General features: G+C 57.6%; 20 protein-coding genes. 10 read left to right on the top strand and 10 right to left on the bottom strand.

Annotation, left to right across the window (positions count from 1 at the left end):
* Window positions 1-2 precede the first annotated feature (2 nt).
* Genes N2A41_RS17320 through N2A41_RS17310 form a run of 3 tightly spaced genes read left to right on the top strand, consistent with a single transcriptional unit; the run spans window position 3 to window position 2,828 of the window.
* Entirely contained in the window at window positions 3-926 is a 924-nt protein-coding gene (locus N2A41_RS17320; RefSeq protein WP_170281574.1) for a carbohydrate ABC transporter permease, read from the top strand.
* Entirely contained in the window at window positions 923-1,765 is an 843-nt protein-coding gene (locus N2A41_RS17315; protein ID WP_017965927.1) for a carbohydrate ABC transporter permease, read from the top strand. Before N2A41_RS17320 ends, N2A41_RS17315 begins: the two co-directional genes overlap by 4 nt.
* Before the next feature lie 13 nt (window positions 1,766-1,778).
* On the top strand, window positions 1,779-2,828 hold the full coding sequence (locus N2A41_RS17310) for an ABC transporter ATP-binding protein (RefSeq protein WP_260109334.1): 1,050 nt from the start codon (window positions 1,779-1,781) through the stop codon (window positions 2,826-2,828).
* Window positions 2,829-2,888: 60 nt separating this feature from the next.
* On the opposite strand, the gene N2A41_RS17305 is transcribed toward N2A41_RS17310, so the two are convergent.
* Both N2A41_RS17305 and N2A41_RS17300 read right to left on the bottom strand, forming a co-directional pair.
* Complete coding sequence (locus tag N2A41_RS17305) at window positions 2,889-3,887, bottom strand: ABC transporter permease (protein WP_017965925.1); 999 nt, start codon at window positions 3,885-3,887, stop codon at window positions 2,889-2,891.
* A gap of 40 nt (window positions 3,888-3,927) precedes the next feature.
* On the bottom strand, window positions 3,928-4,668 hold the full coding sequence (locus tag N2A41_RS17300; RefSeq protein ID WP_260111065.1) for an ATP-binding cassette domain-containing protein: 741 nt from the start codon (window positions 4,666-4,668) through the stop codon (window positions 3,928-3,930).
* Between the two features lie 259 nt (window positions 4,669-4,927).
* Here N2A41_RS17300 and N2A41_RS17295 point away from each other — a divergent pair, with 259 nt between their 5' ends.
* The 3 genes from N2A41_RS17295 to N2A41_RS17285 all read left to right on the top strand — a co-directional run bounded on the left by N2A41_RS17295 (window position 4,928) and on the right by N2A41_RS17285 (window position 7,919).
* Window positions 4,928-5,908 carry an NAD-dependent epimerase/dehydratase family protein gene (locus N2A41_RS17295; RefSeq protein ID WP_260109333.1) on the top strand — a complete coding sequence of 327 codons (981 nt, stop codon included), beginning with the start codon at window positions 4,928-4,930 and terminating at the stop codon, window positions 5,906-5,908.
* A 48-nt stretch (window positions 5,909-5,956) separates the two neighbouring features.
* The gene (locus tag N2A41_RS17290) at window positions 5,957-6,943 is read left to right on the top strand and encodes a substrate-binding domain-containing protein (protein ID WP_162117895.1); all 987 of its coding nucleotides are present in this window, start codon (window positions 5,957-5,959) and stop codon (window positions 6,941-6,943) included.
* Window positions 6,944-7,136: 193 nt separating this feature from the next.
* Window positions 7,137-7,919, top strand: coding sequence for a FadR/GntR family transcriptional regulator (locus N2A41_RS17285; RefSeq protein ID WP_260109332.1), 783 nt, complete (start codon window positions 7,137-7,139; stop codon window positions 7,917-7,919).
* Window positions 7,920-8,087: 168 nt separating this feature from the next.
* Here the strand turns inward: N2A41_RS17285 and N2A41_RS17280 are convergent, their stop codons facing one another.
* Window positions 8,088-10,406: a membrane-bound PQQ-dependent dehydrogenase, glucose/quinate/shikimate family gene (locus N2A41_RS17280; protein ID WP_260109331.1), complete on the bottom strand. Its 2,319-nt coding sequence runs from the start codon at window positions 10,404-10,406 to the stop codon at window positions 8,088-8,090.
* A 253-nt stretch (window positions 10,407-10,659) separates the two neighbouring features.
* Here N2A41_RS17280 and N2A41_RS17275 point away from each other — a divergent pair, with 253 nt between their 5' ends.
* Together N2A41_RS17275 and N2A41_RS17270 are read left to right on the top strand one after the other, a co-directional pair.
* On the top strand, window positions 10,660-11,769 hold the full coding sequence (locus tag N2A41_RS17275) for an acyltransferase family protein (protein ID WP_260109330.1): 1,110 nt from the start codon (window positions 10,660-10,662) through the stop codon (window positions 11,767-11,769).
* Window positions 11,770-12,355: 586 nt separating this feature from the next.
* The gene (locus N2A41_RS17270) at window positions 12,356-12,652 is read left to right on the top strand and encodes a hypothetical protein (RefSeq protein WP_162117898.1); all 297 of its coding nucleotides are present in this window, start codon (window positions 12,356-12,358) and stop codon (window positions 12,650-12,652) included.
* Window positions 12,653-12,719: 67 nt separating this feature from the next.
* Here the strand turns inward: N2A41_RS17270 and N2A41_RS17265 are convergent, their stop codons facing one another.
* Window positions 12,720-13,376: a sugar transferase gene (locus N2A41_RS17265; protein ID WP_260109329.1), complete on the bottom strand. Its 657-nt coding sequence runs from the start codon at window positions 13,374-13,376 to the stop codon at window positions 12,720-12,722.
* A 451-nt stretch (window positions 13,377-13,827) separates the two neighbouring features.
* Between N2A41_RS17265 and N2A41_RS17260 the strand changes: the two genes are divergently transcribed.
* Entirely contained in the window at window positions 13,828-14,580 is a 753-nt protein-coding gene (locus N2A41_RS17260; protein ID WP_260109328.1) for a Crp/Fnr family transcriptional regulator, read from the top strand.
* Window positions 14,581-14,764: 184 nt separating this feature from the next.
* Here the strand turns inward: N2A41_RS17260 and N2A41_RS17255 are convergent, their stop codons facing one another.
* Both N2A41_RS17255 and N2A41_RS17250 read right to left on the bottom strand, forming a co-directional pair.
* Entirely contained in the window at window positions 14,765-15,787 is a 1,023-nt protein-coding gene (locus N2A41_RS17255) for a glycosyltransferase family 2 protein (protein ID WP_260109327.1), read from the bottom strand.
* A gap of 132 nt (window positions 15,788-15,919) precedes the next feature.
* Window positions 15,920-16,831, bottom strand: a complete 912-nt coding sequence (locus tag N2A41_RS17250; RefSeq protein WP_170257918.1) for a glycosyltransferase family 8 protein — start codon at window positions 16,829-16,831, stop codon at window positions 15,920-15,922.
* 307 nt (window positions 16,832-17,138) lie between these two features.
* Between N2A41_RS17250 and N2A41_RS17245 the strand changes: the two genes are divergently transcribed.
* Window positions 17,139-17,438: a hypothetical protein gene (locus N2A41_RS17245; protein WP_026154331.1), complete on the top strand. Its 300-nt coding sequence runs from the start codon at window positions 17,139-17,141 to the stop codon at window positions 17,436-17,438.
* Between the two features lie 188 nt (window positions 17,439-17,626).
* Here N2A41_RS17245 and N2A41_RS17240 read toward each other — a convergent pair whose 3' ends face one another.
* From N2A41_RS17240 to N2A41_RS17225, 4 genes are all read right to left on the bottom strand, one after another.
* Window positions 17,627-19,096: a hypothetical protein gene (locus tag N2A41_RS17240; protein ID WP_260109326.1), complete on the bottom strand. Its 1,470-nt coding sequence runs from the start codon at window positions 19,094-19,096 to the stop codon at window positions 17,627-17,629.
* 117 nt (window positions 19,097-19,213) lie between these two features.
* Window positions 19,214-20,602 carry a polysaccharide biosynthesis/export family protein gene (locus N2A41_RS17235; RefSeq protein WP_260109325.1) on the bottom strand — a complete coding sequence of 463 codons (1,389 nt, stop codon included), beginning with the start codon at window positions 20,600-20,602 and terminating at the stop codon, window positions 19,214-19,216.
* 5 nt (window positions 20,603-20,607) lie between these two features.
* The gene (locus N2A41_RS17230; protein ID WP_260109324.1) at window positions 20,608-21,630 is read right to left on the bottom strand and encodes a glycosyltransferase family 2 protein; all 1,023 of its coding nucleotides are present in this window, start codon (window positions 21,628-21,630) and stop codon (window positions 20,608-20,610) included.
* Window positions 21,627-23,384 (bottom strand): GumC family protein, encoded by a 1,758-nt coding sequence (locus tag N2A41_RS17225; RefSeq protein ID WP_260109323.1) that lies wholly within the window; start codon window positions 23,382-23,384, stop codon window positions 21,627-21,629. The genes N2A41_RS17230 and N2A41_RS17225 overlap by 4 nt, the downstream gene beginning before the upstream one ends.
* Between the last annotated feature and the right edge of the window lie 75 nt (window positions 23,385-23,459).

The following is a 23,459-nucleotide window of genomic DNA, read 5'->3' as shown; positions in this document are numbered from 1 at the left end:
AGATGGCCGATACCGTTCATAACTCCATTCGAACCGGCCAAAAGACCTGGCTGACGTTGAAGATGAGAGAGATGATGGAGGCGTGGCTGTTCGTGAGCCCCACCTTCATCGGGTTCCTCATCTTCTTCCTCGGTCCGCTGTGCGCAGTGGTTTATTATTCAATGACCGAATGGAACCTGCTCAGCCAGCAGGCCACCTTCGTAGGCCTTGCCAATTTTCGGAATGCGCTCGTCGAAAACCCTGACTTTTGGCTTGTGGTACGCAATTCGGTTATTTTCGCAATCGGTCTCGTGCCGCTCAACATGGCGCTCGCACTCGCTTTGGCGCTCGCCCTCTCCCGGCCGTTCTTCGGGGTCGTGTTCTTCCGCACGGTGTTTTTCGCTCCCGTCATCACCTCGGCCATCGCCTGGGCGATCGTCTGGAAGTTTCTGCTGCAGGGAGAAGGCGGGTTCATCAACCAGGTGCTGGCGCTAGTCGGGATCACTGGTCCAAACTGGCTGCGCGAACCGAACTGGGCCATGGCGGCGGTCATCGTCACCCGCGTCATCAAGATGGTCGGCCTCAACATGATCCTCTACATTGCGGCGCTGCAGGCGATCCCGCGGGATTACGAAGAGGCAGCGCGCCTGGAGGGCGCCTCACGCCGGCAGATCTTCAGCATGATCACCTGGCCGTTGCTGGCGCCGACCACGCTCGTCATCATGGTCATCACGACGATCGGCTCTTTCAAGGTCTTCGATCACATATACCAGATGACCGGTGGCGGCCCGGAAAACGGCACACTGGTGCTTGCCTTCTACATCTACCAGCAGGGCTTCAAGTTCTTCAATGTCGGCTATGCCTCGGCGCTCGCCATAATCATGTTCGTGATGATCATGGCGCTGACCCTGGTGCAGGTGATGCTGCGGAGAAAGGGATCGGAGTGACCCAGCGCCAAATCCAGATCCTCTACCGCGCCTGCTGGACGATCGCGCTCCTGATCGCCGCCATACCTTTTGTTTTCCCATTCGTTTGGATGGTGTCTGCCGGCTTCAAGAGCGTGACCGAGATATTCGGCGCGCCGACGCTTGTTCCGCGCGTCTGGCGCTGGCAGAATTTCGTCGAAGTGTTCACATACCAGCCGTTCGCGCGGCAGTATTTCAACTCGCTTTACATCGCGATCGTGGTGACGGCGCTCACCCTCGTCATCTCGTCGCTGGCCGGTTATGCGCTGGCGCGCATGCGGTTTGCCGGTGCGGGGCTGCTGATGCTCTTCCTGATCTCGGCGCTCATGGTGCCCGAGGAAGTGACGATCATTCCGAACTTCTTCCTGATGCGTTGGTTTGGTTTGGTGGATACTCACTGGCCGCTGATCCTGCTGCCCACCTTCGGCCCTCATGGCGTAATGGCAACGTTCCTGATGCGCCAATATTTCCTGGCCCTGCCCAAGGAGTTGGAAGAAGCCGGCAAGATGGACGGCCTCTCACGTTTCGGCGTTTGGTGGAAGATAGCGCTGCCGATGGCGCGTCCGGCCCTGGCTGCGGTTTCCATCATCACCTTTCTGTTCTCGTGGAACCTGTTCCTGGAGCCGCTGATCTTTCTGAGTTCGCTCGACATGTTCACGCTGCCTTTGGCCCTGTCGAACTTCAACGACAGCTACGGCTTGCCGCTGTGGAACCTGCAGCTTGCCGCTACCAGCCTTGCCGTGGTGCCGATCCTGATCGTCTATCTGATCGCCCAGCGGCAGATCATCGAAAGTTTTGCGCTATCGGGCGTGAAGGGATGAGGAATTTTCGTTCATGAGCAGTGTATCGCTTAAAGGCATCGAAAAACGTTTCGGCGCGGTGGAGGTCATCCGCGGCGTCGATCTCAGGATCGATCCCGGCGAATTCGTCGTATTCGTCGGTCCGTCGGGCTGCGGTAAGTCAACCTTGCTGCGGCTGATTTCGGGGCTGGAATATCTCAGCGGCGGTGAACTTGCGATTGGCGGCCGGGTCGTCAACGAAGTGCCGGCTTCGAAACGCGGCGTTGCCATGGTCTTCCAATCCTATGCCCTCTATCCGCACCTGACCGTCCGGGAGAATATGGGTTTCGGGCTGAAGGTCCGCAAAGTTCCGGCACAGGAGCGTCAGAAGCGTGTCGATGAAGCTAGCGCCACGCTGAAGCTCGAAGCATTGCTCGATCGCTACCCCCGCGAGCTTTCCGGCGGTCAGCGGCAGCGCGTTGCGATCGGCCGCGCCATCGTCGGAAATCCTGATGTCTTCCTGTTCGACGAACCGTTGTCGAACCTCGATGCTGAGTTGCGCGTGCACATGCGCTCTGAGATCGCCGCACTGCACAAGCGGCTCTCCACGACGATGATCTATGTAACGCACGATCAGATCGAAGCGATGACGCTCGCCGACAAGATCGTGGTTCTGCGCGACGGCCGCGTCGAGCAGGTCGGCTCCCCCCGGGACCTATACGAGCGGCCGGCAAATACTTTCGTGGCGCAATTCATCGGAAGCCCAAAAATGAACCTGCTCCCTGCAGATATCGCGCCTTTGCTGGCAGGCGCAACGGCAATGGATGCCGCAGCCGAGACCATCGGGGTAAGGCCGGAGCATCTGAGCGTCGTGGAGCCTCGAGACGGGACGCTGCGCGGAACCGTCGGGCTTTGTGAATATACCGGGGCGGTAACGCTGCTCCACGTCAAACTGCCGGATGGGCACGATTGCCTCGTCCTGCACGACGGTCGTGACATGAAGGCGGGGATCCAAATAGGGCTCGCCGCCGATGTCTCGAAGGTGCACTTTTTCAACGGCAACGGGCAGACAACAAAGCGGACTGAACAAGGCCGGACTGCTTGAACGTGCGGCCGCTCTTGGCGCGGGCGCGAACCGCAGAAGTCTCTCAAGGATCGGATTCGCCTACTCGCCCTGTCGCAAGTTGCGAAGTCGGTCGAAAAGGACGGCGAGCACGATTGCCCCACCGATAAAGCATCCTTGCCAGAATGCGTTGATGCCGAGCAGGCCAAGACTGTTACGAATGACCTCGATGAGTGCGGCGCCGACCAAGGCTCCAAAAGCAGTGCCGACGCCGCCGGCCAGGTTGGCGCCGCCGATAACCGCGGCGGCAATGACCTGAAGCTCCATCCCGGCGCCGATGTTTGTAGTGACGGCGCCGAGCCAGCCGGTTTGAATGATGCCGGCAACCCCCGCCGAAAGGGCAGAAATCATATAGACGATGACCTTGATCCTCGGCACGGGAACACCTGTCAGTGTCGCGGCATGCTCATTGCCGCCGATGGCAAAGACATAGCGACCGAACTTGGTCCAGCGCAGCACGAAACCGGTAATGAGTGCCAGCACGATCATATAAAGCACTGGATTGGCGATGCCGAAAACCCAGGCGCCGCCACCCAGCGCCAGGAGCTTGTCGTGATCTGGCCCGAACTCAAAAACCACAGTGTTGTTGGATGCAACCATCGCAAGGCTGCGCGCAATCGACAACATGCCGAGCGTGACGACGAAAGGCGGGAAGCCGAGATAGGCAATCAAGACGCCGTTGAAAGCTCCGACCAATAGAGCCGTACCGATTGAGGCGGCGATGCCGACTTCAATGCTGTATCCCGCATGCATGACGACCGCCAGCACCATGCTGCACAGGCAAAGCACCGAGCCAACGGACAAATCGATGCCGCCGGTGATGATGACCAGGGTCATGCCCAGCGCGATAATGGCGACGAAGGTGACGTTGCGGGTGATGTTGTAGATGTTCTTCGCCGTCGCAAAGGAGTCCGTTGCCATCGACAGAAAAATGCAGGCGAGAATGACGGCAATCAGCACCCAGAATGTCTGGCCGCTCATGATCGTCGCAAGCCAGCTCCGTTGCTTCTGTCCGATCGTTTGGTCAAGTGTAATCGCCATCGTCGACCTTCTTCCTTCTCGTTGCAACGGATAGCATCGATCACACCTGTTCGATGGCGCCGGTGATCAGTCCCGTCACTTCCTCCGGCGAACTTGCCGCAATCTGCTTGTCGGCTACTTTTCTGCCTCGCCGCATCACGATCACGCGGTCGGCGACCGAAAAGACGTCGGGCATGCGGTGGCTGATCAGGACAACGACAATGCCCCGGTCCCGCAACTGGCGGATCAGATTCAGAACCTCAGCCACCTGGCGCACGGAAATGGCTGCCGTCGGCTCGTCCATCAATACGATTTTCGCTTCAGACAGCATCGTGCGGCCGATCGCTACCGCTTGCCGCTGGCCACCTGACATTTGCTTGACGAGGTCGCGCGCCCGCGTCTCGGATTTGAGTTCGCGAAATATCTCGCCGGCGCGCTTGTACATGCTCTTGTGGTCGAGGATGCGAAGAGGCCAAAGGCCGCGGCGCAGTTCTCGTCCGAGGAACACGTTCGCTGCCGCCGTCAGATTGTTGCAGAGCGCCAAATCCTGGTGAACGATCTCAATGCCATGCTTGCGTGCCTCCTTCGGCCGATGAAGCACGAGATCGGCGCCGTCGAGCCGCATGGTTCCATGGCTCGGCCGAAAGTTGCCGGCAATCATCTTCACCAGTGTGGACTTGCCAGCGCCGTTATCGCCCATGAGGCCGACCACTTGCCCCGCTTCGAGGGAAAACGAAACGTCGTTGACTGCCTGGATGGCGCCGAAATGTTTGGAAATATTGCTGAGTTCAAGAACCGCCACCAGCCTCCTCGCCTCCCAAAACCTGCGGGCCATCCATCGCTCCGAACCCTGCCTGTCTCCGACGCAAGGCTCGAGCGTGTCCGCTTCTCCAATGTCCTCCCAGGAAAAGCGAATGGGTGCATTTACGCAAAACCCTGCGACAGCGTCAACTCATTGTCCCGGCCGTTGCTCCTATTGTCGCAAAAATCTGTTTTGTCAGACAAATATCATTTGACGAGAGTGGTGCCCGGATATTAGCTACTCATGGGGGAGAATGAGCATGCTGATCCTTGTTACCGGTGCGACGGGCAAGGTCGGGCGGCGCTTCATTGCTGGGCTGCTTGACGATCCGAGATTTTCCAAAGCCCGTATTCGTGCGCTTTGTCATAATCGTTTGTACGAGGCGACAGACCGTGTCGATGTCTTCCAAGGCTCGATCGCCGATCGCGATGTGGTGGCAGCGGCGCTGGATGACGTTACCCATGTCGTGCATCTCGCCACATGCAAGGAAACGCCTGAAGACATCATGGATGTCACGGTCAAAGGTCTCTTTTGGCTGCTCGAGGAGTTCCGTACGAGCGTCACCGCACGCCAGTTCATCCTGATTGGTGGTGATGCGGGTGTGGGACATTTCCACTATCGCCACGACGGCCCGATCACCGAGAACACCCGCCATTGTGCCTATCCGGGAAGCTATGCGCTCTCCAAAGTCCTGGAAGAGGTCATGCTGGAGCAGTTTGGCATTCAGTACGGCCTTAATGGCTGTTGTCTGCGCGCGCCCTGGATCATGGAAAAGGACGACTTCAAGTATTCGCTGTCTTTTGGAGACGACGTCTTTGGCGGTCCGGACTGGAAGACGCTCGTCCCGGAAGACGCGGCACGGCGCTATGCGGCGATGGGTACGGTGCCGCTGCTGCTCGATGCTGACGGTCGTCCGCTGAAACGCAACTTCGTGCATGTCGATGACCTTGTATCGGCAATACTGGCAGCGATCGATAACCCCCGGGCGGAGCGGCAACTCTTCAATATCTGCATGGATCGACCGGTCGACTATGCTGAAGTCGCCGCCTACCTCCTGCGTACCCGCAATCTCGGCTCAATCGACATACCAAGCCGCTTCCATTCCAATTGGATGGACAACAGCAAGGCGAAATACCGGCTGGAGTGGCGGCCAGACTACGATCTCGAAATGCTTATCGACTCGGCATGGCAATACGAGCGCTCAAAGGAGGAGCCTCGCATCGTCTGGTATCCGGGTTGATTTCGTGTGGCGGGCACGCGGTGTCCGTCTGTTTCAAGGGAGGAAACTATGAGGAAGGCATTACTACTTACAGCCGCAGTTTTAGCACTGACCGCCGGGCAAGCCTTGGCCAAGAAGCAACTCGTCATTGTCGTCAAAGGCCTCGACAATCCGTTCTTCGAAGCAATCAATCAAGGTTGCCAGAAATGGAACAAGGAGAACCCCACGGCCGAATACGAATGCTTCTACACCGGTCCGGCATCGACATCCGATGAAGCCGGGGAAGCGCAGATCGTTCAGGATATGTTGGGCAAGGCAGACACGGCTGCAATCGCAATCTCGCCGTCAAATGCAAAGCTCATCGCCCAGACCCTGAAGACCGCCAATCCAACGGTTCCGGTGATGACGCTCGATGCCGATCTTGCCGCCGAGGATGCAGCCTTGCGCAAGACCTATCTTGGCACCGACAACTATCTGATGGGCGCCCGCATCGGCGAGTACATCAAGAAGGCCAAGCCGAAGGGCGGCAAGATCTGCACGATCGAAGGCAATCCGGGCGCAGACAATATTCTACGCCGCGCACAAGGGATGCGCGACACGCTCACTGGTCAGAAAGGCTTGCCCGCGCTGAAAGGTGAGGGTGGCTGGACTGAGGTCGCCGGCTGCCCGGTGTTCACCAATGACGACGGTGCCAAGGGTGTTCAGGCAATGACCGATATTCTCGCGGCCAATCCCGGCATGGACGCATTCGGCATTATGGGTGGCTGGCCGTTGTTCGGCGCACCGCAACCGTATCGCGACCTGTTCAAGCCAATGGCCGAGAAGATCGCCAGCAACGATTTCGTCATTGGTGCGGCCGACACGATCGGCGACGAGGTTGCCATTGCGAAGGAAGGCCTAGTGACTGCGCTCGTCGGCCAGCGGCCATTCGAGATGGGCTACAAAGCACCTTCGGTGATGATGGATCTGATTGCCGGCAAGCCGGTTAAAGATCCGGTCTTCACCGGGCTCGATGAGTGCACAAAGGATACAGTCGACACCTGCATTCAAAAGTAGGTTCACGGTTTGGCGCACCCGGTTCAAGGGTGCGCCGACTGTCCTCACGAGACGGATCGAGAGATCCGCAGGGTTGACGCGCCTTGAATTCCGCGCTTTGTGCCGGCGTCAATCGCAGGCGACTTCCTCGTTATTACGATTGTTTTGATCATACGTGCAGACAGTCGAAAGAATGCTGAGGCAGTAGAAATAAATGCCTGACAAAAAATCAGGAAAGCCAACGGCTACGGTCGAGGTGGTGACGGTTGACCGCTCGATAACCACAAGGCGCCCAAATTCTCCCCGCATGACTGGGGCGAGCGTTCATGTGTCATTGGCTGGCGAGATCGGTCTGCGAATCGTGCGCGGGGACTATCCTCCGGGCACGATCCTGCCAAATGAGGCAAAATGGTCGGAAGTCTTTGACGTCAGCCGCTCGGCGGTGCGCGAAGCGATCAAGATGTTGATGGCCAAGGGCCTGCTTTCTTCCCGCCCGAAAATCGGCAGCTGGGTCGAACCTAGGGAACGTTGGAACCTGCTGGATCGAGATGTCTTAGGCTGGTATGCCGCATCTCCCGATCGCGAATCCTTTCTGAGAGCCGTGCAAGAACTCAGGCATATGATCGAGCCGGAAGCGACTGCGCTTGCTGCGGAGCGACGAACTGAGGAGCAGATGAACGCGATCAGTCAGGCCTTGCATGACATGGATCAGGCGACATCGCTCCAGCAGCGAACAGAATCCGATGCGCGATTTCACATCGCGATCTTGCGCGCCTCCGGAAATGATCTGTTGGTGCCGCTCGGCGTATTGATCGAATCGGCGCTGAGCCACCTCTTCGCCCATGTCACGCGGGAGGAAGACAACTTGCGATATGCGCTGAAACTTCACGAAAATATTGAGAAAAGCATTCGACTGCAGCGGCCGAACTTGGCGCGCAACGCAGTCCGCAAGGCGCTGGCAAATACCGACGACATCATAGCCCGGTGGTCACGATAGACGTTTGCATCCTGTCCGGTTGAGGAAGCGGTTGCCAGTCCCGCGGGCGTGTGCCGTCATAGCATGGGGTAGTCCGTGATATCGGTTCGACGGCTGTTGCCCCTAATCGATCCTGGTCGCCAGGCGTGAGGTTCAGCCTGAGCGCGGCCGGTTCGCTGGACTCGAGGGTTAATCTCCGTTCTTTAGAGAAAACGCCAGCACATAGTCGCCAACATCTTTCGAGTATGGCGCGCCGCCAACCGATATCAGGACATATTGCTTGCCTGTTTTCGGCGAGACATAGGTCATAGGCGTCGCGCTCGAACCGACCGGCAGAGGATATTTCCAGAGTTCGGTACCGTTCTCGGCATCATAGCCGCGGATATAATAGTCCTGGAAGCCAGCGAAGAAGACGATTCCACCGGCGGTGGCCGACGTGCCGGCGTAGCTCGGAAGGCCCATCTGCATAGGCAGCTTGGTTTTGATCTTGAACGGCCCGAGTTCTTCGGCTGTGCCGGCAGGAACCTGCCATGCGATCTTGCGCGTCTTCAGATCCACTGCGGTGACGGTGCCGAAGGGCGGTTGCGTGCAAGGAACGCGAAGCCTCGATGTCCACATCTCGGTGGCCATGGCGTAAGGCGTACCACGCTGGGGGGCGGAGGGGCCGTGCGCGGTTGTGGTCAGGGCAAAGTCGACGTATTCGGCGCGCGGAATGAGTGAGAAGAGACTGGGGACGCGAATATCGTTCATGAAGACCCTGTTGTTCGGCAGGTCGACCGATACGCTTCCCCAGTTGAGACCACCCAGATTGCCCGGCTGCTGGATCGCATACTGTGTGCCGATCGGGGTGAAATCGCCGTCGTAGCGCATCTTGCGGAATGCGATGCGGCATGCCAGCTGATCGAACATGGTGAGGCCCCAGGCCGTCTGCTCGGTTACGCGCTCCGCACCGATTGTCGGCATGCCGACGGAGTAGGGCTGCGTCGGGGACAGTTTCTCTTCCGGCGCGCCGCCTTGCTGCGGCACCGGTTTCTCCTGAACTTCGGCAAGCGGTGTGCCGGTTTGACGGTCGAGGAGAAAAAGCTGCCCGCGTTTGGTGGTCTGCAGCAGAGCGGGCACGGTGGCGCCATTGCCGTCGGGCAGATCGATCAGGAGGGGTTGGGCCGGCAGATCATAGTCCCAGATATCGTGATGCACGGTCTGGAATTTCCATTTCTCCCGACCCGTCGTTACATCGAGCGCCACCAATGTCGCGTTGTATTGATCGGCGAAACCAGGGCGATTGACGCCGTAATAATCCGGCGTGGTATTGCCGAGCGGTGCATAGATGAGGCCAAGCTTGTCGTCGAAAGCGGCCATCGTCCACATGTTGGGCGTGGCCCGCGTATAGGTCTGGCCGTCCGGCGGGAGCTTGGTGATCTCGGGGTTGCCGAGATCCCATGCCCATTCGAGCTCGCCGGTGACCACGTTGAACGCGCGGATAACGCCGGAGGGTTCGCCGACCTCCTGGTTGTCCGTGACCCAACCCCCGACGACGATCAGATTGCGGGCAATCAGCGGCGCCGATGTCTGGAAATAATAGCCTGACTTGACTTCGCCCATGCCCTGGGAAAGCTGGACGGTGCCATTGTCTCCGAAGTCCTTGCAGAGGGTGCCGGTCTTGCTATCGATTTCCAGGAGACGGGCATCGATCGTCGTCTGCACCAAACGCTCGTTACAGAGACCATCGGCTGACTGGGTCGCCTTTGGCATCTTGTAGTAACCGAGGCCGCGGCAGCGTTGCCAGTAAGGCGCCGTCGCCTTTGGGTCAAAGGTCCAGCGGGGTTTGCCGGTATCTGCATCGAGCGCTGCGATCACGTCTGTCGGCGTGCAGGTGTAGACCGTATCGCCGATCTGCAGCGGGGTGTTCTGATCGGCGCCATCGCTTTTTCCGGTGCGATATGTCCAGGCAAGATCGAGCTTGGACACATTGCCGCGGTTGATCTGATCGAATGGCGAATAACGATCTCCTGCGGTGGTGCGGCCATAGGATGTCCAATCGGAGGGAGCGTTGTCGCCCTTGGCGGTCTTGTAGGCGGTGATGTCGGCGGAGGGGCGGATAATGCCGTGCGGCACAAAGCTCAGGCCGAAACCCGCGACGAACAGGATCGCCGTAACCGAGGCACCGCCATATAAGAGCTTCCGGTTGGCGGTCAGGGAAAGCGACGGAGCAAAGAGAAGCGCAAAGCTTGCCAGCGCGATGGGGGACATCAAGCGGGCAAAAAGCGCCCAAAAATTAAGACCCGACTCCCATAACGCCCAGGGAAGGGTGAGAACGGCGACAAGCAGGACGATGAGGCTGCCTGATATCTTCCGGCGCCACAGCAGAAATGCGCCAACCAGATAGGCAAGTCCGGTGATCGCGTAATAGGGCGAACCGCCGAGGAGCAGCAGCCAGGCGCCGCCTGCGATCAGCCCCAATCCGATAGAGGCGAGAACAAGACAAAACAGGGTGGCCAGAAATTTCATAGTCTCCTCATCCAATCCGCTGCCCGATCACCTGGATACCAACTCCGACCATCGCAGGGCACCTCGGGAGCACAGGGCCATGGGTTGATGGTCAGAGACGCGTCTTCGGGAGAGGGCTGCTCTCTCGTTCAATTTTTAACTGATGTACCTGTGGTCACTGACACGCGGCCCCGACCCGGCAATGATGCCGGCGCCGCTCTGCGGCAACGGCTTGCCATTCCAAATCGAGTCAATACTTCTGAAAGGGGCACAGATGTTTCTCGGCGAAAAGCTTGATCAAGCGAACGGGCGACCGACAGGATTCGATTATATGCGATTACTGTTAGCCTTTTCAGTGCTTTGGATACATACGGCCCGCGTCACGTACGGCGATGACCTCTTTCTCTGGGAGTCATCCTTCCGCCCTGTTATCAAGTCTGTGCTGCCCATGTTCTTTGTCCTGAGCGGGTTCCTGGTGGCTGGCAGTCTTGAACGATCGAAGACATTGATCTCCTTTCTCGGTAACCGATTCATCCGGATCTATCCTGCTCTTGCGGTAGAGGTATTGTTAGCGGCCTTTATACTCGGTGCGATCTATACAGAGTATGACCTGCGTGACTATTTCACCGATCCTCAGTTCTTTACATATCTGATGAATGTCACAGGGCACATTCACTTCAATCTTCCCGGGGTATTCCTGGATAATCCTGATGCCGCGATGGTGAACGGGCAGCTCTGGACGGTGCCCTTCGAGCTTGAGTGCTATGGGGTGATTGCCGCCCTCTTCTTGCTCGGCGTCGTCAGGCGGCGGGTGATTGCCCTTATCGCAACGCCGGCCTTGATCATAAGCTTCGGTATCGCAAGATATTGGAAACATGAAAGTGATTGGGCGAATATGCCGACGACTGCGTCGGGCAATCTGCTCATTTGTGCTTTTCTTGTGGGGGTGACCTTCTATCTCTACAAAGACAAGGTTCTTTGGGATATCCGAATTTTCCTCGCCTCGGTGGCATTCATCCTATCGGCCTATTGGTTCACCTCCTTTGGGGACTTTGTTGCCATTCCGGCCATGGGATATGTCACGGTCTTCCTTGGCCTCACCTCGCCCCGCAAGCTTGGCGTCCTGCGTGGAGCCGACTACTCCTACGGTGTTTTCCTCTATGGCTATCCGATCCAACAGGCGTTCGTTGCGCTCGGGCCTTGGGCGCATAACTGGTGGCTGAATGGCATTGTCTGCAGCATCATTGCCACTTGCTTTGCCGCCTTCTCGTGGAGATTCATCGAAAAGCCGGCGTTGAAATTGAGGAAACAAGTCACCTGGCTGGAAAACCTCAGTCTCCAACGCGTCGCAAAGCGGCAATTGGCCGGCGCGGTCTCGAAATAGTCTTGTCGATACGGGCCTCGATGCCGGCAATTCCATCGCAGGCGTTCAACCGGCAAGGACATCAGCAGGGCTCGTCATAGCGGCGGGCCCTGTTTCGTTGTTGCGCCCGATCACCTCAGATGAACAATCCGGGTCCATTGTAGGAGCCGAGTTTTGCGTAGGCTATTGCGCAACGCTGATGACGTCGCGCTTGCCGGACGAGCGTAAGCCCGATCCTTGCCAGCGCACATGCGCTCGAGCGTAAGCCTTTGGTCAAATTCATCTTTTCAGGAACAACAAGTGAACGTTCAGTTCGGCGAGGGAACGCCGGAACTGCATTACTGGCTCCTGTATAAGCCTCCGATGCCTAAATCTTTCTGACTGCAATATCCAAGGATTTCTTGGGTTTAATCGGTAGAGCGGGCCTACTGGATGAATAGTCGAATATTATCCGATGGCGTTCAATCGAATTGCTGGGCGGATGTTAGCAATATTTTAACCGTAATAGATAAAATACTTTGATCGAACTTCGTTTCGACTTTGGGTTTTGTCATGTCGTCGTGGGCTGGCGGTGGCTTGAAGGAGGTGTGAAGAGAGGATCAGAATAATGCTGAAGAGCACGCTCGTCGTGGTTGCCGTCTCCATCGCTGCCGGAGCCACCATCCGCGCCTCGGCCTTTGCAATATTTGCATTTCTAGTAGTCATGGCCTTGGGCGGCGTGATCCTGCTGAAAGGTACCTCCTTGACGGAGGCGGTCGTTTCTTGTTTCGAAGTGCTTGTATTGATGGAGATATGCTATCTGGTGGGCCTATTTGCCTTCTCCTTGTGGCATATTCAAAAGCGCCGGAAAAAGAACGCCATCACTGAGCGCTCCCATGTCACAGGCAAACGCCCTCATGGGTAATGACATGACCGAGGCCGGCCGGATGGTCGGCTAAGCTGGGCGCGAAGCTGAAAGATTGCGACGCGCTTCAGGGATCCACCCTGGGCAGTAAGGCGTGCCGGGAAAGCAGGGCGGAGAGCGTCTTTGCCACGATCACGAAATCCAACGCCAGCGTCCATTTGGACAAATACTCGACGTCGAGGGAAATCCTATTCCGGTAGCTGACGTCGTTGCGCCCGCTGGTCTGCCAATGGCCAGTCAGGCCGGGACGGACGGCCATGTAGGCGTAAGCATGTTCACCGTAATGCGACAGCTCTTCTTTGGTAATGGGGCGGGGCCCGACGAGGCTCATTTGACCCAGCAACACGTTGATCAATTGCGGAAGCTTGTCGAGGCTCGATCGTTTCAAAATATCGCCGACGACTGTGACAGGCGCGTTGGCCGTTGCATCGACTGTTATCGTACGAAACTTGAGGCAACCAAACTCTTTTCCCTTATAACCGATCCGGCGATGGGAATTGAAAATTGGCCCCCAATCACTTAGCGTTGTGATGGCTGCTACCGATACAAGGAGCGGCGACAGAAGGACTAAGAGCCCTGCTGCAATGATGAGGTCCAACGCGCGCTTCAGAATTCTGCTGATCGTATGGGATTGTAACGAATTGAATGGACGCCTTTCCCGTCGCGCCCTGGCGAAATCCCGCCAAGGTTTGATCGGGTTTATGCCCTGATTTTTTCCCGCCATCCGCGTCTCCGTTAGACAAACCCCAGAAATCACAGCCAAAGCTTGTTTTATTGGAAGTTCTATGTCTGTGACCGAGGTCATAATCGTGAATAAATTCTTTATTCTCTGAAGAAATTCCCGTGAATATATTAAATATTACCTTCGCTTTTGGCGATGTAGCAAAAATATTATTTATCTTTATTTTAATAAATGACATTATTATTATAATTATTAACATATTCTGAGGATTGGCAATTGTCATAAATCGTATAAAAATCGTCGTAGAGCTTCAAAGCGTTGCTTAAGACAGAATTCAATATGAATTTTATGATATATAAATGTGAGGATCCGTCATTATTATGTATAGTTTCAACACGATATTTTTATTTTATTACTGTTTGACTTTCTAATTCAACTTATTACGAATGTCTCTCGAGCTAGTAAGCCAATTAGTCTGCGTGGAGTTGCACTTATGGATGGGGTGATTAGCATCAGAGACGACAGAACTAGAGGAAACGCGGCGCGAGTAGGCGAAGCGATTACTTTCGGAACTGTAGATATTGTTTACGGTGATCGGGGGGATTTGGATCACGAGTTCCCGTTTTGCCGCTCGAGTGTTCGCAAGTTTCGTCGCGGCGAGCTTATTGCCAGCGCCGGTGTCCTCATCGACATGTTCGCCCGCGTGCAGCGCGGAATGGTGAGTGCAAGCACCCCGCTTGCCGATGGACGAGAGTTCATCGTCGAAATCATTCCTAAAGGTGGCTTGATCGGCGAATTGGAAGTGCTGCGCAAGCAGTCTCTCAGCTTGGAATATCGGGCCTCCTCGGACTGCGAACTCCATTACTTCGACGGTCGATTACTGCGGGACTTGTGTGCGAACGATCCGCAATTTCAGGTGAAGATCCTGTCAAGGGCGCTGGCGCGTGTTTCCGAACTCGAACTGCGGATCATTGCCAATGCCGGATCGAGTCTAAGGCAGAGAGTGGCCCGGACGCTGCTGCGTCTTTCTGCCTTGTACAGAATGGATGCGGAGAATAGTGGCGATGAGCTGATCATCTCCCAACATGACCTAGCCGCAACGCTGCCGGCGTCGCGTGAGAAGGTCAACCAATGCCTGCGGCGTTTGCGCGAGAGCAAAGTGGTCGACGGGACACAGGGCAAAATCCGCATTCTCAACCGGAAGGCGCTAGAAGCTTACGCCGAGGGTATGACGTCTCTCGTTTGAGGCGGCGCCTCGATAAAATAAAACGGAACGGCAGAAGCCTCAACAGAACCCGCCGCCGGCGGGCTTTGTGTTTGATGGGGAGTTGATAGTCAGATGATGCAGGCTGAAAGCTCGGGTTGACGTGTTGGCTCTTGTCTTCATGCGCGTCGTCCCAAAACCGCTGCGCATTTTTGGACGACTTGCATTAGACTTCGGTCTCGGAGGCATTCCTCCAGTATTTCCAGCCTTCACCCTGTATGAGCCCGTGATCGGACAGGTCCTTCCAACTTCTGTAGCTCGCCGTATCGTCATGGACGAAGTCATCCATGTCCTTGCCTGAGGAGTATACGGTGTATTCTTCCGTATGTTGGGACCGGTGTGCAGCATCGGCAACTTTGTGCACGAAGGTCGACAGAAACTTGAAATGCAGAAGGGCGCCGGATACGCCGAGCGCTCCGCGCATGTCGCCCAAATTCAGCGAGAGCGGCCAGACCTGGTGCGATGATTTGAGAAACAGACGTTCACCGGCCACATAGACGAGAGGTATCTTGTTGAGCGCGGGGCCGTCCCACAGCCGGTCGTGGAAGTAGACCCGCCCGCGAACGCCACCCTTGATCCATATTGTCCGGTTGCGTTTGTCGAAATGCGCGATATAGCCGGATCGGTCGAAGAGATTGCAGACCTCGAGCGGGTTGCGACCGGGTTCGCAGATGTTCTCGAGAACGGGATGCGGGCTATACATGTCGATCATGACCGAGCGGAGCGAGTGGCCGCCCATGGATTCGATATAGGCGGTCAATTGATCGATCGGCCGAGTGTCGCAATGGGGATAGACCAGAAATTCATCTGCATCAACGTACAGGACCCACTTCTCCCGGCAGTGCCGGTTGATAACTTCGTTGATCCAGTCGTTTCCGAATCTCGCCGCCTTGTAGGACCCATGAGCGGAAAGAAGGGAGACGTCGTCGAAGCTGGACAGCAACTCGGCTGTGCCGTCGGTCGAGCCGTTGTCGATGCAGATGAAGTGCTCGAAGCCGAGATCACGATAATACTGCAGGAAGAAGGCCAGCCGGTGCCCTTCGTCGCGGATGACGCAGATGACGACGTGGCGCGCCTGCTCGAGCCCGCTGCGCAGCAGGTCATAGCGAACCTGCCGAGCCTTGAGCGACCGGCGCAGGCGGGCTTTCAGATAATGCGAGATACTGGCGGCGGAAGCGCTATAACTCATATTCTGTCCTGAACATTATCCATTCCTGGAATGGATGGATGAATACTTGCGCTTCCGTCTGCAAGTCCACGGCTCGACCGGCGACGCTGAGTTCAGTTTCGCGAACATTCAGGACGGACCAGCAATACATCATCATACAGCGTAATCGCCAACCAGCAGGCTCTGAACCCGAGGATTGAATTCGTTTTTCTCAATCGCGTGTTCGATGCGCGCCCGTATCGATCGATATTTATACAGCATCTTACGGTCGAAGCTTATTCCGCGATACAGAGAGTTGTAAATCGGATGTGCTTTGCGCAAGTCGACGTACACTTGGCTTTCTTTATCGGTCCATGGAAAGAAGGTTCCGTGCCATGGCTTCGGATGCGCCATATAATGGACGATCGACAAGGAGGACATGGTCACCAGATGAAGGAACTGTTTGGGAAAGTTCCACCGGTTCGATACGAGGATGAGCGATGAACCGCAGACATAATTCAATGCGCCCTGATCATGTTTGCCCTCGCAGGCCTCGGGATTTTTAGCAAAAAGCTCAAGCGCCTCCTGTCCGATCCAGCCGTTGCGATGGAATTTCAGGACCCCTGCATTGAAATAGTGGCTGTCCTTTCCCGTGTCGAGGAAGTCATGGATCGCCGTGTAATCGCGTGCCGCGAAAAACCTGCCTTCGGGCACTGTTGCACTTTCGAAAGCACCCAGATCGCTGACGATCTGGGTATCCCCATCGAGGTAGATGATCTGGGTATAATGGGCAGGCAGGATCTCGCAAAGGACCAGCTTGGCCATCGTGCTGACGCTGATGCGCCCCTGGAAATGCGAACTGTCGAGCTTGCCGAGCGAGTCCTGCAGCGCCTCAGTCGCATCGATCAATATGACCCTGCTCGTTGCGAGCAGGGCTTTCAACTCTTCGAAATTGTCGAGATGTTCCGACATGAGGACGCAGACATCGGTCACGGGGCTTGCGAATTTGCGAGCCTGAAGCGCCGAGAGAATGGTCGGAAATGAATATTCGACATCCGTGACGTAGACGACGCACTGATTATTCATGTCATCACCCTTCCGATTGTGCGCAATACGATTGAATCGGCATTGTCTTTGCGAGGCGAGGGAACAGTTGTGAATTGAGCCGACAGGTCTGTCATATGAAGGCCCTGTTCAGTATATATTGCCGACATCCAGTCCAATGGTGCTGAATCGGTATCTGGCTGACGGCGGCTTTTGCGTGTTTCATTGTTGAGGTATTCATTATGAGGAATGCCTTGTCTGTCATAAGGCTGTGTTTCGACATATCGTTTCGCGGTACGACGATTGGTGCCGGGACGTTTGGTGGAATGCGGAGGGGAGGGGGATTGTCATGTTGATCACCATACTTGTGGCAGCCGTCATTTCGATCGCTGCCGGGGCTTCCATCCGCGCCTGGGCTTTCGCAATTTTTGCATTTCTCGTCGCAATCGGCTTCGGCAGTGTGGCTTTCGTCGACGGGTCTTCGGTGATTGCGGCAATCCTCTTCGGTGTCGCCATTCTCTCGCTCATGGAAATCGGCTATCTGGCGGGCGTGTTCCTCTCGGGGTTTTTGCGACGCAGTGCCAGGCTGCGGGAAAACAATTCCGCTGCAGATAGCGTCGCGACCACCCGTGAGCGCCCGCAAGGCTAATATCGACATGGAATCCGCCGCATAGCCTTCTGCGGATGGCCTTGCAGGACGGCGTTCGTTCGCCAGTTTGTTTCTACAGGAGATTCTTGAAAGATGCGGCGTGGCCGGCTGGCTTCGGCCCCGTGCCGGCACGCCAACGGCTTGATGAGATTGCCATGCTACGCCATGGCGGAGCTCCACAGCGGGCGTCATCGTGTTGAAAACATCGGCGCTCTCATCAGAGATGTCGATGTCCCCAGTGGAGTCCGGTTGGCAAGCGATCGGGTCGCGCGGCGTGGCGAGGTATTGGTTGCCGCCAGGCAGCCGGCCGCCAGGCCGGCCGTGGTGCTGAACAGCAAACCGAGATCGGTGCCGCTTCCCGATATCGCCGCCGAGGCGACCTGGGCGATGGATGCCATCACCGCCGCGTTTCCGATCGCGTGCATCTCCCGATCGCCTGACCTATGCCGGCCGGAGGCTCTCACGAGGCTGTACAGGAAGGCGGCGAAGAGAAGAGTGCCGGTCAATCCGACATTGGAGAGCAATGCAGCGATGAAGCTCGAGGCTCGAACCGTGCCGAGCCCGGCGCCGAAGGTGGCAGTATCGACGAATGCGATCAATGCCAGCGTGTTCCAGGCAGTGCGCTCTTCGCCGGATTGCGATTGAAGCTTGTCCGACAAGGTGGTGTTCACCAGGCCGGCAATGGAATCCCACGCATCGGGGACAAGGCTGAGCGCGACGATGGCGCAGGGAATCAAGAACAGCGTGATCACCAGGAGTGCCACGTGCGGGGTCGTGGCCGGGCCGCCGATCAGTCGTTTCAAGCAATAGAGCACGAACATGCAGACAACGAAGATGCCGGCGATATAGGCGGTTGTTGAGGTGCAAAGGACGATCGTCGGGCCGATAAAAAGCGTTGCAAGTCCCGCCATGCGGCTTTGGACGCGCTCCAGCCAAAGCATGAGCGTGAAGGAAAAATAGGTCAATGCGACCGCGCCATAAGTGCTTGCTTCGGGAAACGGACCGACGATGCGTTTGAAGCCGCTGATGGTCTCGGCCGTATGCATCGTATAATTCGCATTTCTGATGACATCGAGCAGGTAGGACTGGTCGGTCAGGAACGTTCCGATATCGACCAACGCCAGGGCAAAACATGCGATCGAGGCCACGATCAACTGCAGTGCGATGAAACGGGCATATCCGAGCCTGGCAAGCCCCGAGATGGCAGCAAAGCAGGCCAGATCGCCGAGCAGATAGAAGGACTGGCTGAGATTGGACGAACCCGGCGACAAGGGAGCGGCCACCGTCGACATCATGCCCGTGGCGTCTCGTGCAGAGGAGTAGACCAAGGTCGCGCCCGCAAAGATGCGGGGCAAGAAGAAAGAGGATGCTACGGAAAACAGGATGTAGCAGGCAAACCAGAAACCAGGACCCGGATAGGCGAGACTGGTCAGCATGGCCTGTGTTTGAGCCGGGCGTAACAGGGCGGCGGCCACGAGAAAAAGTACCAGTAGATGGCTTGGCTGGATGCTGCTGCCGCCGAGCGCGGGCAATTGGAGAGCCGCTGCGGCCCCCAGCAGCGTCGACAGGCAAAGGGTCGCCACCGCAAAACGCGCGCCGTTGACCATGCCGAGCAGGCCAAGCAGCAGAACGATGAAACCGATCGGTTCTATCGACATGCTTCAGACCCCGATCCGGACGGCAAGCGGCGGAGGTGCCGAAGACGGGCATCCGCCTTTCGGCGCGATGCTTGGGGGCGGAAGCCGCCAGCTGTCGTCGATGCTCACAACCGCCCCCTAATTCGATCCCGTCTGGGATATCCAGCCGGCAGCCGATTGATTATCGCCTGCCACATTCGACAGCGGGACGGTCGAGCTTTGCTGCGGTGCGGACTGCAGCTGCAGCTGCAGCGGAGGCGACGGCGTCTGAAGGTCGGTGTCGATACCGATTTCGACGACATCATGCGGCTGCAAGGTGGTCGTCTCGTCCGCCTCGATATTGCGATAAGTCCCGTCTTCGTTGCGACGCACGATCCTGTAGTTCTTCTGCGCTCTGCCAAGACCCGGCGTTTCCGTATTCATCTGGGCGAGTTGCGCGCTGTAGCCAGCCTGCTCGCCCAGAAGCTGGGCCACCTGGATATCGATCGCCGCTCTGCCGATCGCCAGATTGACCTGGTTCAGCAGTTCCTGGTTTTCGCTGTTCTGCCGGTTGACGATATTGATCTTCGAGCGGTCGGCTTCGCTGAGCCCCTGGCGAGCCGTGGTCAGGGCGACTTCGAGATCGATCAGGGTGCCTTGCGCATCCGCGACTCCGCGGTCGACCGAGACCTGACGGGAATTGCTGACCAGGCCCTTGCTCACCAGGCTGTTGACATTGTCCAGTTCCTTCTGCGCCAGGTCGATCTGCCGTTTTTGCGAATTGATCTTGGCCTCGAGAGACTGGACCTGCTGGCCGTAGAGACGGCTGAGGTCGCTTGCCGCTTCGATCTGGCTTTCGATATCGACGCGTCGCAGCCGCATCAGGTTCAATTCCTGCGCCTTCAGCTTGTCCACATCGGGCGTTCCGGCGAGCTCGGCAGGGATCTCGAAACTCTGTTCGCCGGCAATCTCGGCGCGCAACCGCGCCTGGCGCATCAGAAGATCGCGCCGGTTGAGAATGGCGGTTCGATAGGCGCCGGCGGCCTGGATCCGGTCGCGCTCGAAGACGGTATTTTCCTCGCGCTCCCGAAGGAAGCCGCCGGCGATGCTGACGGCCTTCATAACCGTCATATCGGCCTCAAAAGCATAGCGCCCAGGGGTCTGCACGGTTCCGGTTACGAAGATCGGTGCATGTTGAGCGATCTCCACCGCGATGAACGGTTTTCCCGGCAGTTCGGCCTTTTCGGAGAGCGCAGTGGCGATCGCATCGGAAACCTGTTCCGTCGTCTTGCCGATCGCCTGCACCTGGCCAGCGATTGGGATCGCCAGATTGCCGGTATCATCGACCGTATATGTCCCGCCGAGTGCCTCCCAGCTCGCATACCGGGCATCCGAAGATCGCCATTCGACGACACGCAGTCGCACCTGATCTTCCGGCACGAGCGTATAGTTTTCCGCATGAGCGACGCTCCAGCCGGTTACGCAGGAAGATACCAGCAAGGCAAAGGCGGCGGAGATGAGGCGATCGGACAAGGATGTGCGCTGCATGTCTGCTATCTCCTTTTCGTTGCGATCGGCGGCGAAGGCAGCTCGCGCGGCGAGGGATTGCCGAATTCGAGAATGCGGGACGGAGAGGCGCGGCCGATAAGAAGATCGGACAGGGCCAGCAAATTGCCGTTCAAACGTCCCCAACGGTCGACCAAGCGATCATTGAACAATAGGCCCCGCGTATTCGCCAGGATGTTACGGCTGATCTGTGCAACGGCACGGCCCTTCGACATCGTGCCCTTCCGGGTCAGGTAGACAGGATTGGCAACCTGCGAATAGCCGAGTCTTCGGCCGGGCTGGCGCCCGGATCTGACGCCGAGGTGCACCCCGCGGGCACCTTCGACACGGACGGACCTGCCATAGCGGGCGATGGACCGACTGAAATCGACATCCTCAAGCCAGCCGTAGAGCGGCAATTGTTCATCGAAGGCCAGCGCGTGCTCGAGAATGGGTGAAAGGCGAACCGCCATATTGCATCCGTAGGCGTTATAGACATCCGTCACCTGCACGGCTTCTTCGGCCGCAGTTTCAAGAACCTGCAGAGCATTTGACATGCTGAGGCCGCCGTCGAGGATGCCATCGGCCAGAACTTCGCCGGTGGCGATCGCCACGTCGGGGTTTGCCGCAAAGACGGCCGCCATCCGCGACAGGAAGGTCGCGGCGGGAATGAAGTCGTCATCCAGGAAGATCAGAACATCCGTATCGGCAGCGGCCGCCTGGATGATCCTGTTGCGCTGAGAGGTCAGGCCGCGGCTGCCGACGATGACTTCCACGTCGCGGCGGTCGGCGAGCCCGGCTGCGTCGTCGATCACGGGCACGCAGACGATCAGCCGCTTGGCCTGATCCTGCAGGGCCGTGAGATAATCCACCGTCTCCCGCAGTATCGAGGGGCGGCCGGCCGAAGCGATCCCGACGGCCATTCGCAATGGGCGGTTCGCGTGCCCCGCCATGGCTTCAGCGCCGCAAGGAACGGGCGCCGGTCCGATCGGGCTGTGCTGCCTGGTTGCTTCTGCCGAAGGTGAGGTCATGAATCTATTCTTTTCGGTGCATGATTGATGATCGCGCCGAGGATCTCCGCGCCGACATTCCGCAGGGTGTCGATGACGCGCATGGTGTCGTCGATCGAGGTGCGCCCGTGCGACGTGACCACGAGGACACCGTCCAGTTCCGGCGCGATCGCATTGGCATCCGGCGACGCGGAGAATGCAGAAATGTCGACGAATATGGCGTCGAACTCCTTTTTCAGTTCGGCGAAACTCAACTGCGTGCGGCGGGAACTGAGGCGTATGGCTGGCGTCACCGCTTCGACTTTGCCGAGGGGAAGAAATCTCAGCGTCGGGGTGAGGGCCAATGCCGCCGTCTGGATCAGTTCGCCATTTTCGAGAACGTCGACGAGACCTGTGGAACTATGCGGGGCGATCGATTTGCTGAGCGACGATTTCTGTGCGGCTGCATCGATCAGCAGCGTGTGAGCGCCTGATATCGAGGACAGCACCGCAAGTTCGCATGCTATGGTCGACGCCCCGCTGCCGGGATTGACGGCGACGATTCCAATGACGACCCGGCGTTTGCGCCGAAGACCGACGACTGTCGCGCTCAGTTCCGCCATGCCCGGTATGACAGGATAGGCGGCTGTGCTGCTGCCGGTACCGGCAGCAAGGAAACGTGCCGGATGACTATTGCGGATCCGCCTCGATGTTGCCAGCAAAGTGACAAAGGGCAGTCCGCCGGATTCCGCAATCTGATGGGGACGGATGATCCGGCGATCGCCGGCGTGCCTGATCATGGCGAGTGCCAGCCCGACGCCAAGACCAACCGCCGACGCAAAGGCGATAATGAGCGCGCTGCGTGGTCTGGCCTTCGAAAGCGGCAGTGTGGCCTGCGAGACGATCGTGGCATCGGATACCGGGTAGGTGATGCGCTGCCGGGCTTCCGTCAACTGGTTCAAGGTATTTTCGTAGAGGGTGCGGCGGGCGTCCGTTGCACTCTGCAGCTCCGCAAGCTTGAACTGATCGCGCGGATTGCTCGTGAAGCTGGCCAGGGCGCTGGCAGCTTCGGCCAGTCCACGCTGCTGCTCGCTTACAAATCTTGCCAGCCATTCGCTGTATTGGCGGGAAGCATTGGCCTTCATCGCGATATTCTTCTGGATATATTGCCTGGCGAGCATATCGGCGATGTCGACGGCCCTTTGAGGGGTCGACGCAGCAGCCGAGATCTCGATGATCGTCGAACTCCCGACCCGGCGTATTCCTATCATGTTCAGCAGAGTAGCGATGGCCCGATCCTGGATCCGATCGTCCTCCGCTTGCGGCTGTGCCTGGCGCGGCCCTGTGCCTACTGCTTCCTGCGATTCCGAATCCGATTCAGAAGAAATCCCCATCAACCAGTTCTTTGCCCTATCCTGCAGCGAAGGCGCCTGATCGACAAAGCCAGGATCGGTATCGAGACCAAGTGCCCTTACCGTTTCGCCGATGACATCGCTGGATCTGGCGATCTCCAGCTGTCCCTCTATGAATGCGTCTTCGGCGAAAGACCTTTGTGCTTCGGTGCCGCTCACCTGCGGGAAGATCACAAGTTGCGTGCTGGCAACGAAAGTCGGCTCGGCGCTCAGCACATAGATCCCCGCCATTGCGAGGAAAACGAGCGTCGTCGCCACAATCCATCGCCAGCGCATCCTGAGAAAGAAGAGCATATCTCGCAAGGTCAGCGGCGAATTCCCGCCAGTGACTGCGGCAGGCAGAGATATCGGAGAAACACCGCTGAAGATCGTGCTTGAGGTCATGTCGTCCTAATCCAAAATGGCGAGATCACGGAGTAACCAGGGAGTGGCAGCTTGGAGGGACGGGGGCAGCGTGTC

Origin of the sequence: Rhizobium sp. SRDI969 (genome assembly GCF_025152725.1) — a bacterium.
Taxonomy (GTDB): Bacteria; Pseudomonadota; Alphaproteobacteria; order Rhizobiales; family Rhizobiaceae; genus Rhizobium; species Rhizobium leguminosarum_I.
The sequence above is the reverse complement of the archived record's forward strand: the minus strand, read 5'-3'. Positions and strand labels throughout refer to the sequence as shown.

What these genes read in the sequence shown, in the direction of transcription:
- N2A41_RS17290 (WP_162117895.1), top strand. Translation starts at nt 5,957, where the DNA reads ATGAGGAAGGCATTACTACTTACAGCCGCAGTTTTAGCACTGACCGCC.
- N2A41_RS17225 (WP_260109323.1), bottom strand. Translation starts at nt 23,384, where the DNA reads ATGACCTCAAGCACGATCTTCAGCGGTGTTTCTCCGATATCTCTGCCT.
- N2A41_RS17270 (WP_162117898.1), top strand. Translation starts at nt 12,356, where the DNA reads ATGCTGAAGAGCACGCTCGTCGTGGTTGCCGTCTCCATCGCTGCCGGA.
- N2A41_RS17260 (WP_260109328.1), top strand. Translation starts at nt 13,828, where the DNA reads ATGGATGGGGTGATTAGCATCAGAGACGACAGAACTAGAGGAAACGCG.
- N2A41_RS17310 (WP_260109334.1), top strand. Translation starts at nt 1,779, where the DNA reads ATGAGCAGTGTATCGCTTAAAGGCATCGAAAAACGTTTCGGCGCGGTG.
- N2A41_RS17295 (WP_260109333.1), top strand. Translation starts at nt 4,928, where the DNA reads ATGCTGATCCTTGTTACCGGTGCGACGGGCAAGGTCGGGCGGCGCTTC.
- N2A41_RS17250 (WP_170257918.1), bottom strand. Translation starts at nt 16,831, where the DNA reads ATGAATAATCAGTGCGTCGTCTACGTCACGGATGTCGAATATTCATTT.
- N2A41_RS17255 (WP_260109327.1), bottom strand. Translation starts at nt 15,787, where the DNA reads ATGAGTTATAGCGCTTCCGCCGCCAGTATCTCGCATTATCTGAAAGCC.
- N2A41_RS17235 (WP_260109325.1), bottom strand. Translation starts at nt 20,602, where the DNA reads ATGCAGCGCACATCCTTGTCCGATCGCCTCATCTCCGCCGCCTTTGCC.
- N2A41_RS17230 (WP_260109324.1), bottom strand. Translation starts at nt 21,630, where the DNA reads ATGACCTCACCTTCGGCAGAAGCAACCAGGCAGCACAGCCCGATCGGA.
- N2A41_RS17240 (WP_260109326.1), bottom strand. Translation starts at nt 19,096, where the DNA reads ATGTCGATAGAACCGATCGGTTTCATCGTTCTGCTGCTTGGCCTGCTC.
- N2A41_RS17320 (WP_170281574.1), top strand. Translation starts at nt 3, where the DNA reads ATGGCCGATACCGTTCATAACTCCATTCGAACCGGCCAAAAGACCTGG.
- N2A41_RS17265 (WP_260109329.1), bottom strand. Translation starts at nt 13,376, where the DNA reads ATGGCGGGAAAAAATCAGGGCATAAACCCGATCAAACCTTGGCGGGAT.
- N2A41_RS17275 (WP_260109330.1), top strand. Translation starts at nt 10,660, where the DNA reads ATGTTTCTCGGCGAAAAGCTTGATCAAGCGAACGGGCGACCGACAGGA.
- N2A41_RS17285 (WP_260109332.1), top strand. Translation starts at nt 7,137, where the DNA reads ATGCCTGACAAAAAATCAGGAAAGCCAACGGCTACGGTCGAGGTGGTG.
- N2A41_RS17245 (WP_026154331.1), top strand. Translation starts at nt 17,139, where the DNA reads ATGTTGATCACCATACTTGTGGCAGCCGTCATTTCGATCGCTGCCGGG.
- N2A41_RS17280 (WP_260109331.1), bottom strand. Translation starts at nt 10,406, where the DNA reads ATGAAATTTCTGGCCACCCTGTTTTGTCTTGTTCTCGCCTCTATCGGA.
- N2A41_RS17305 (WP_017965925.1), bottom strand. Translation starts at nt 3,887, where the DNA reads ATGGCGATTACACTTGACCAAACGATCGGACAGAAGCAACGGAGCTGG.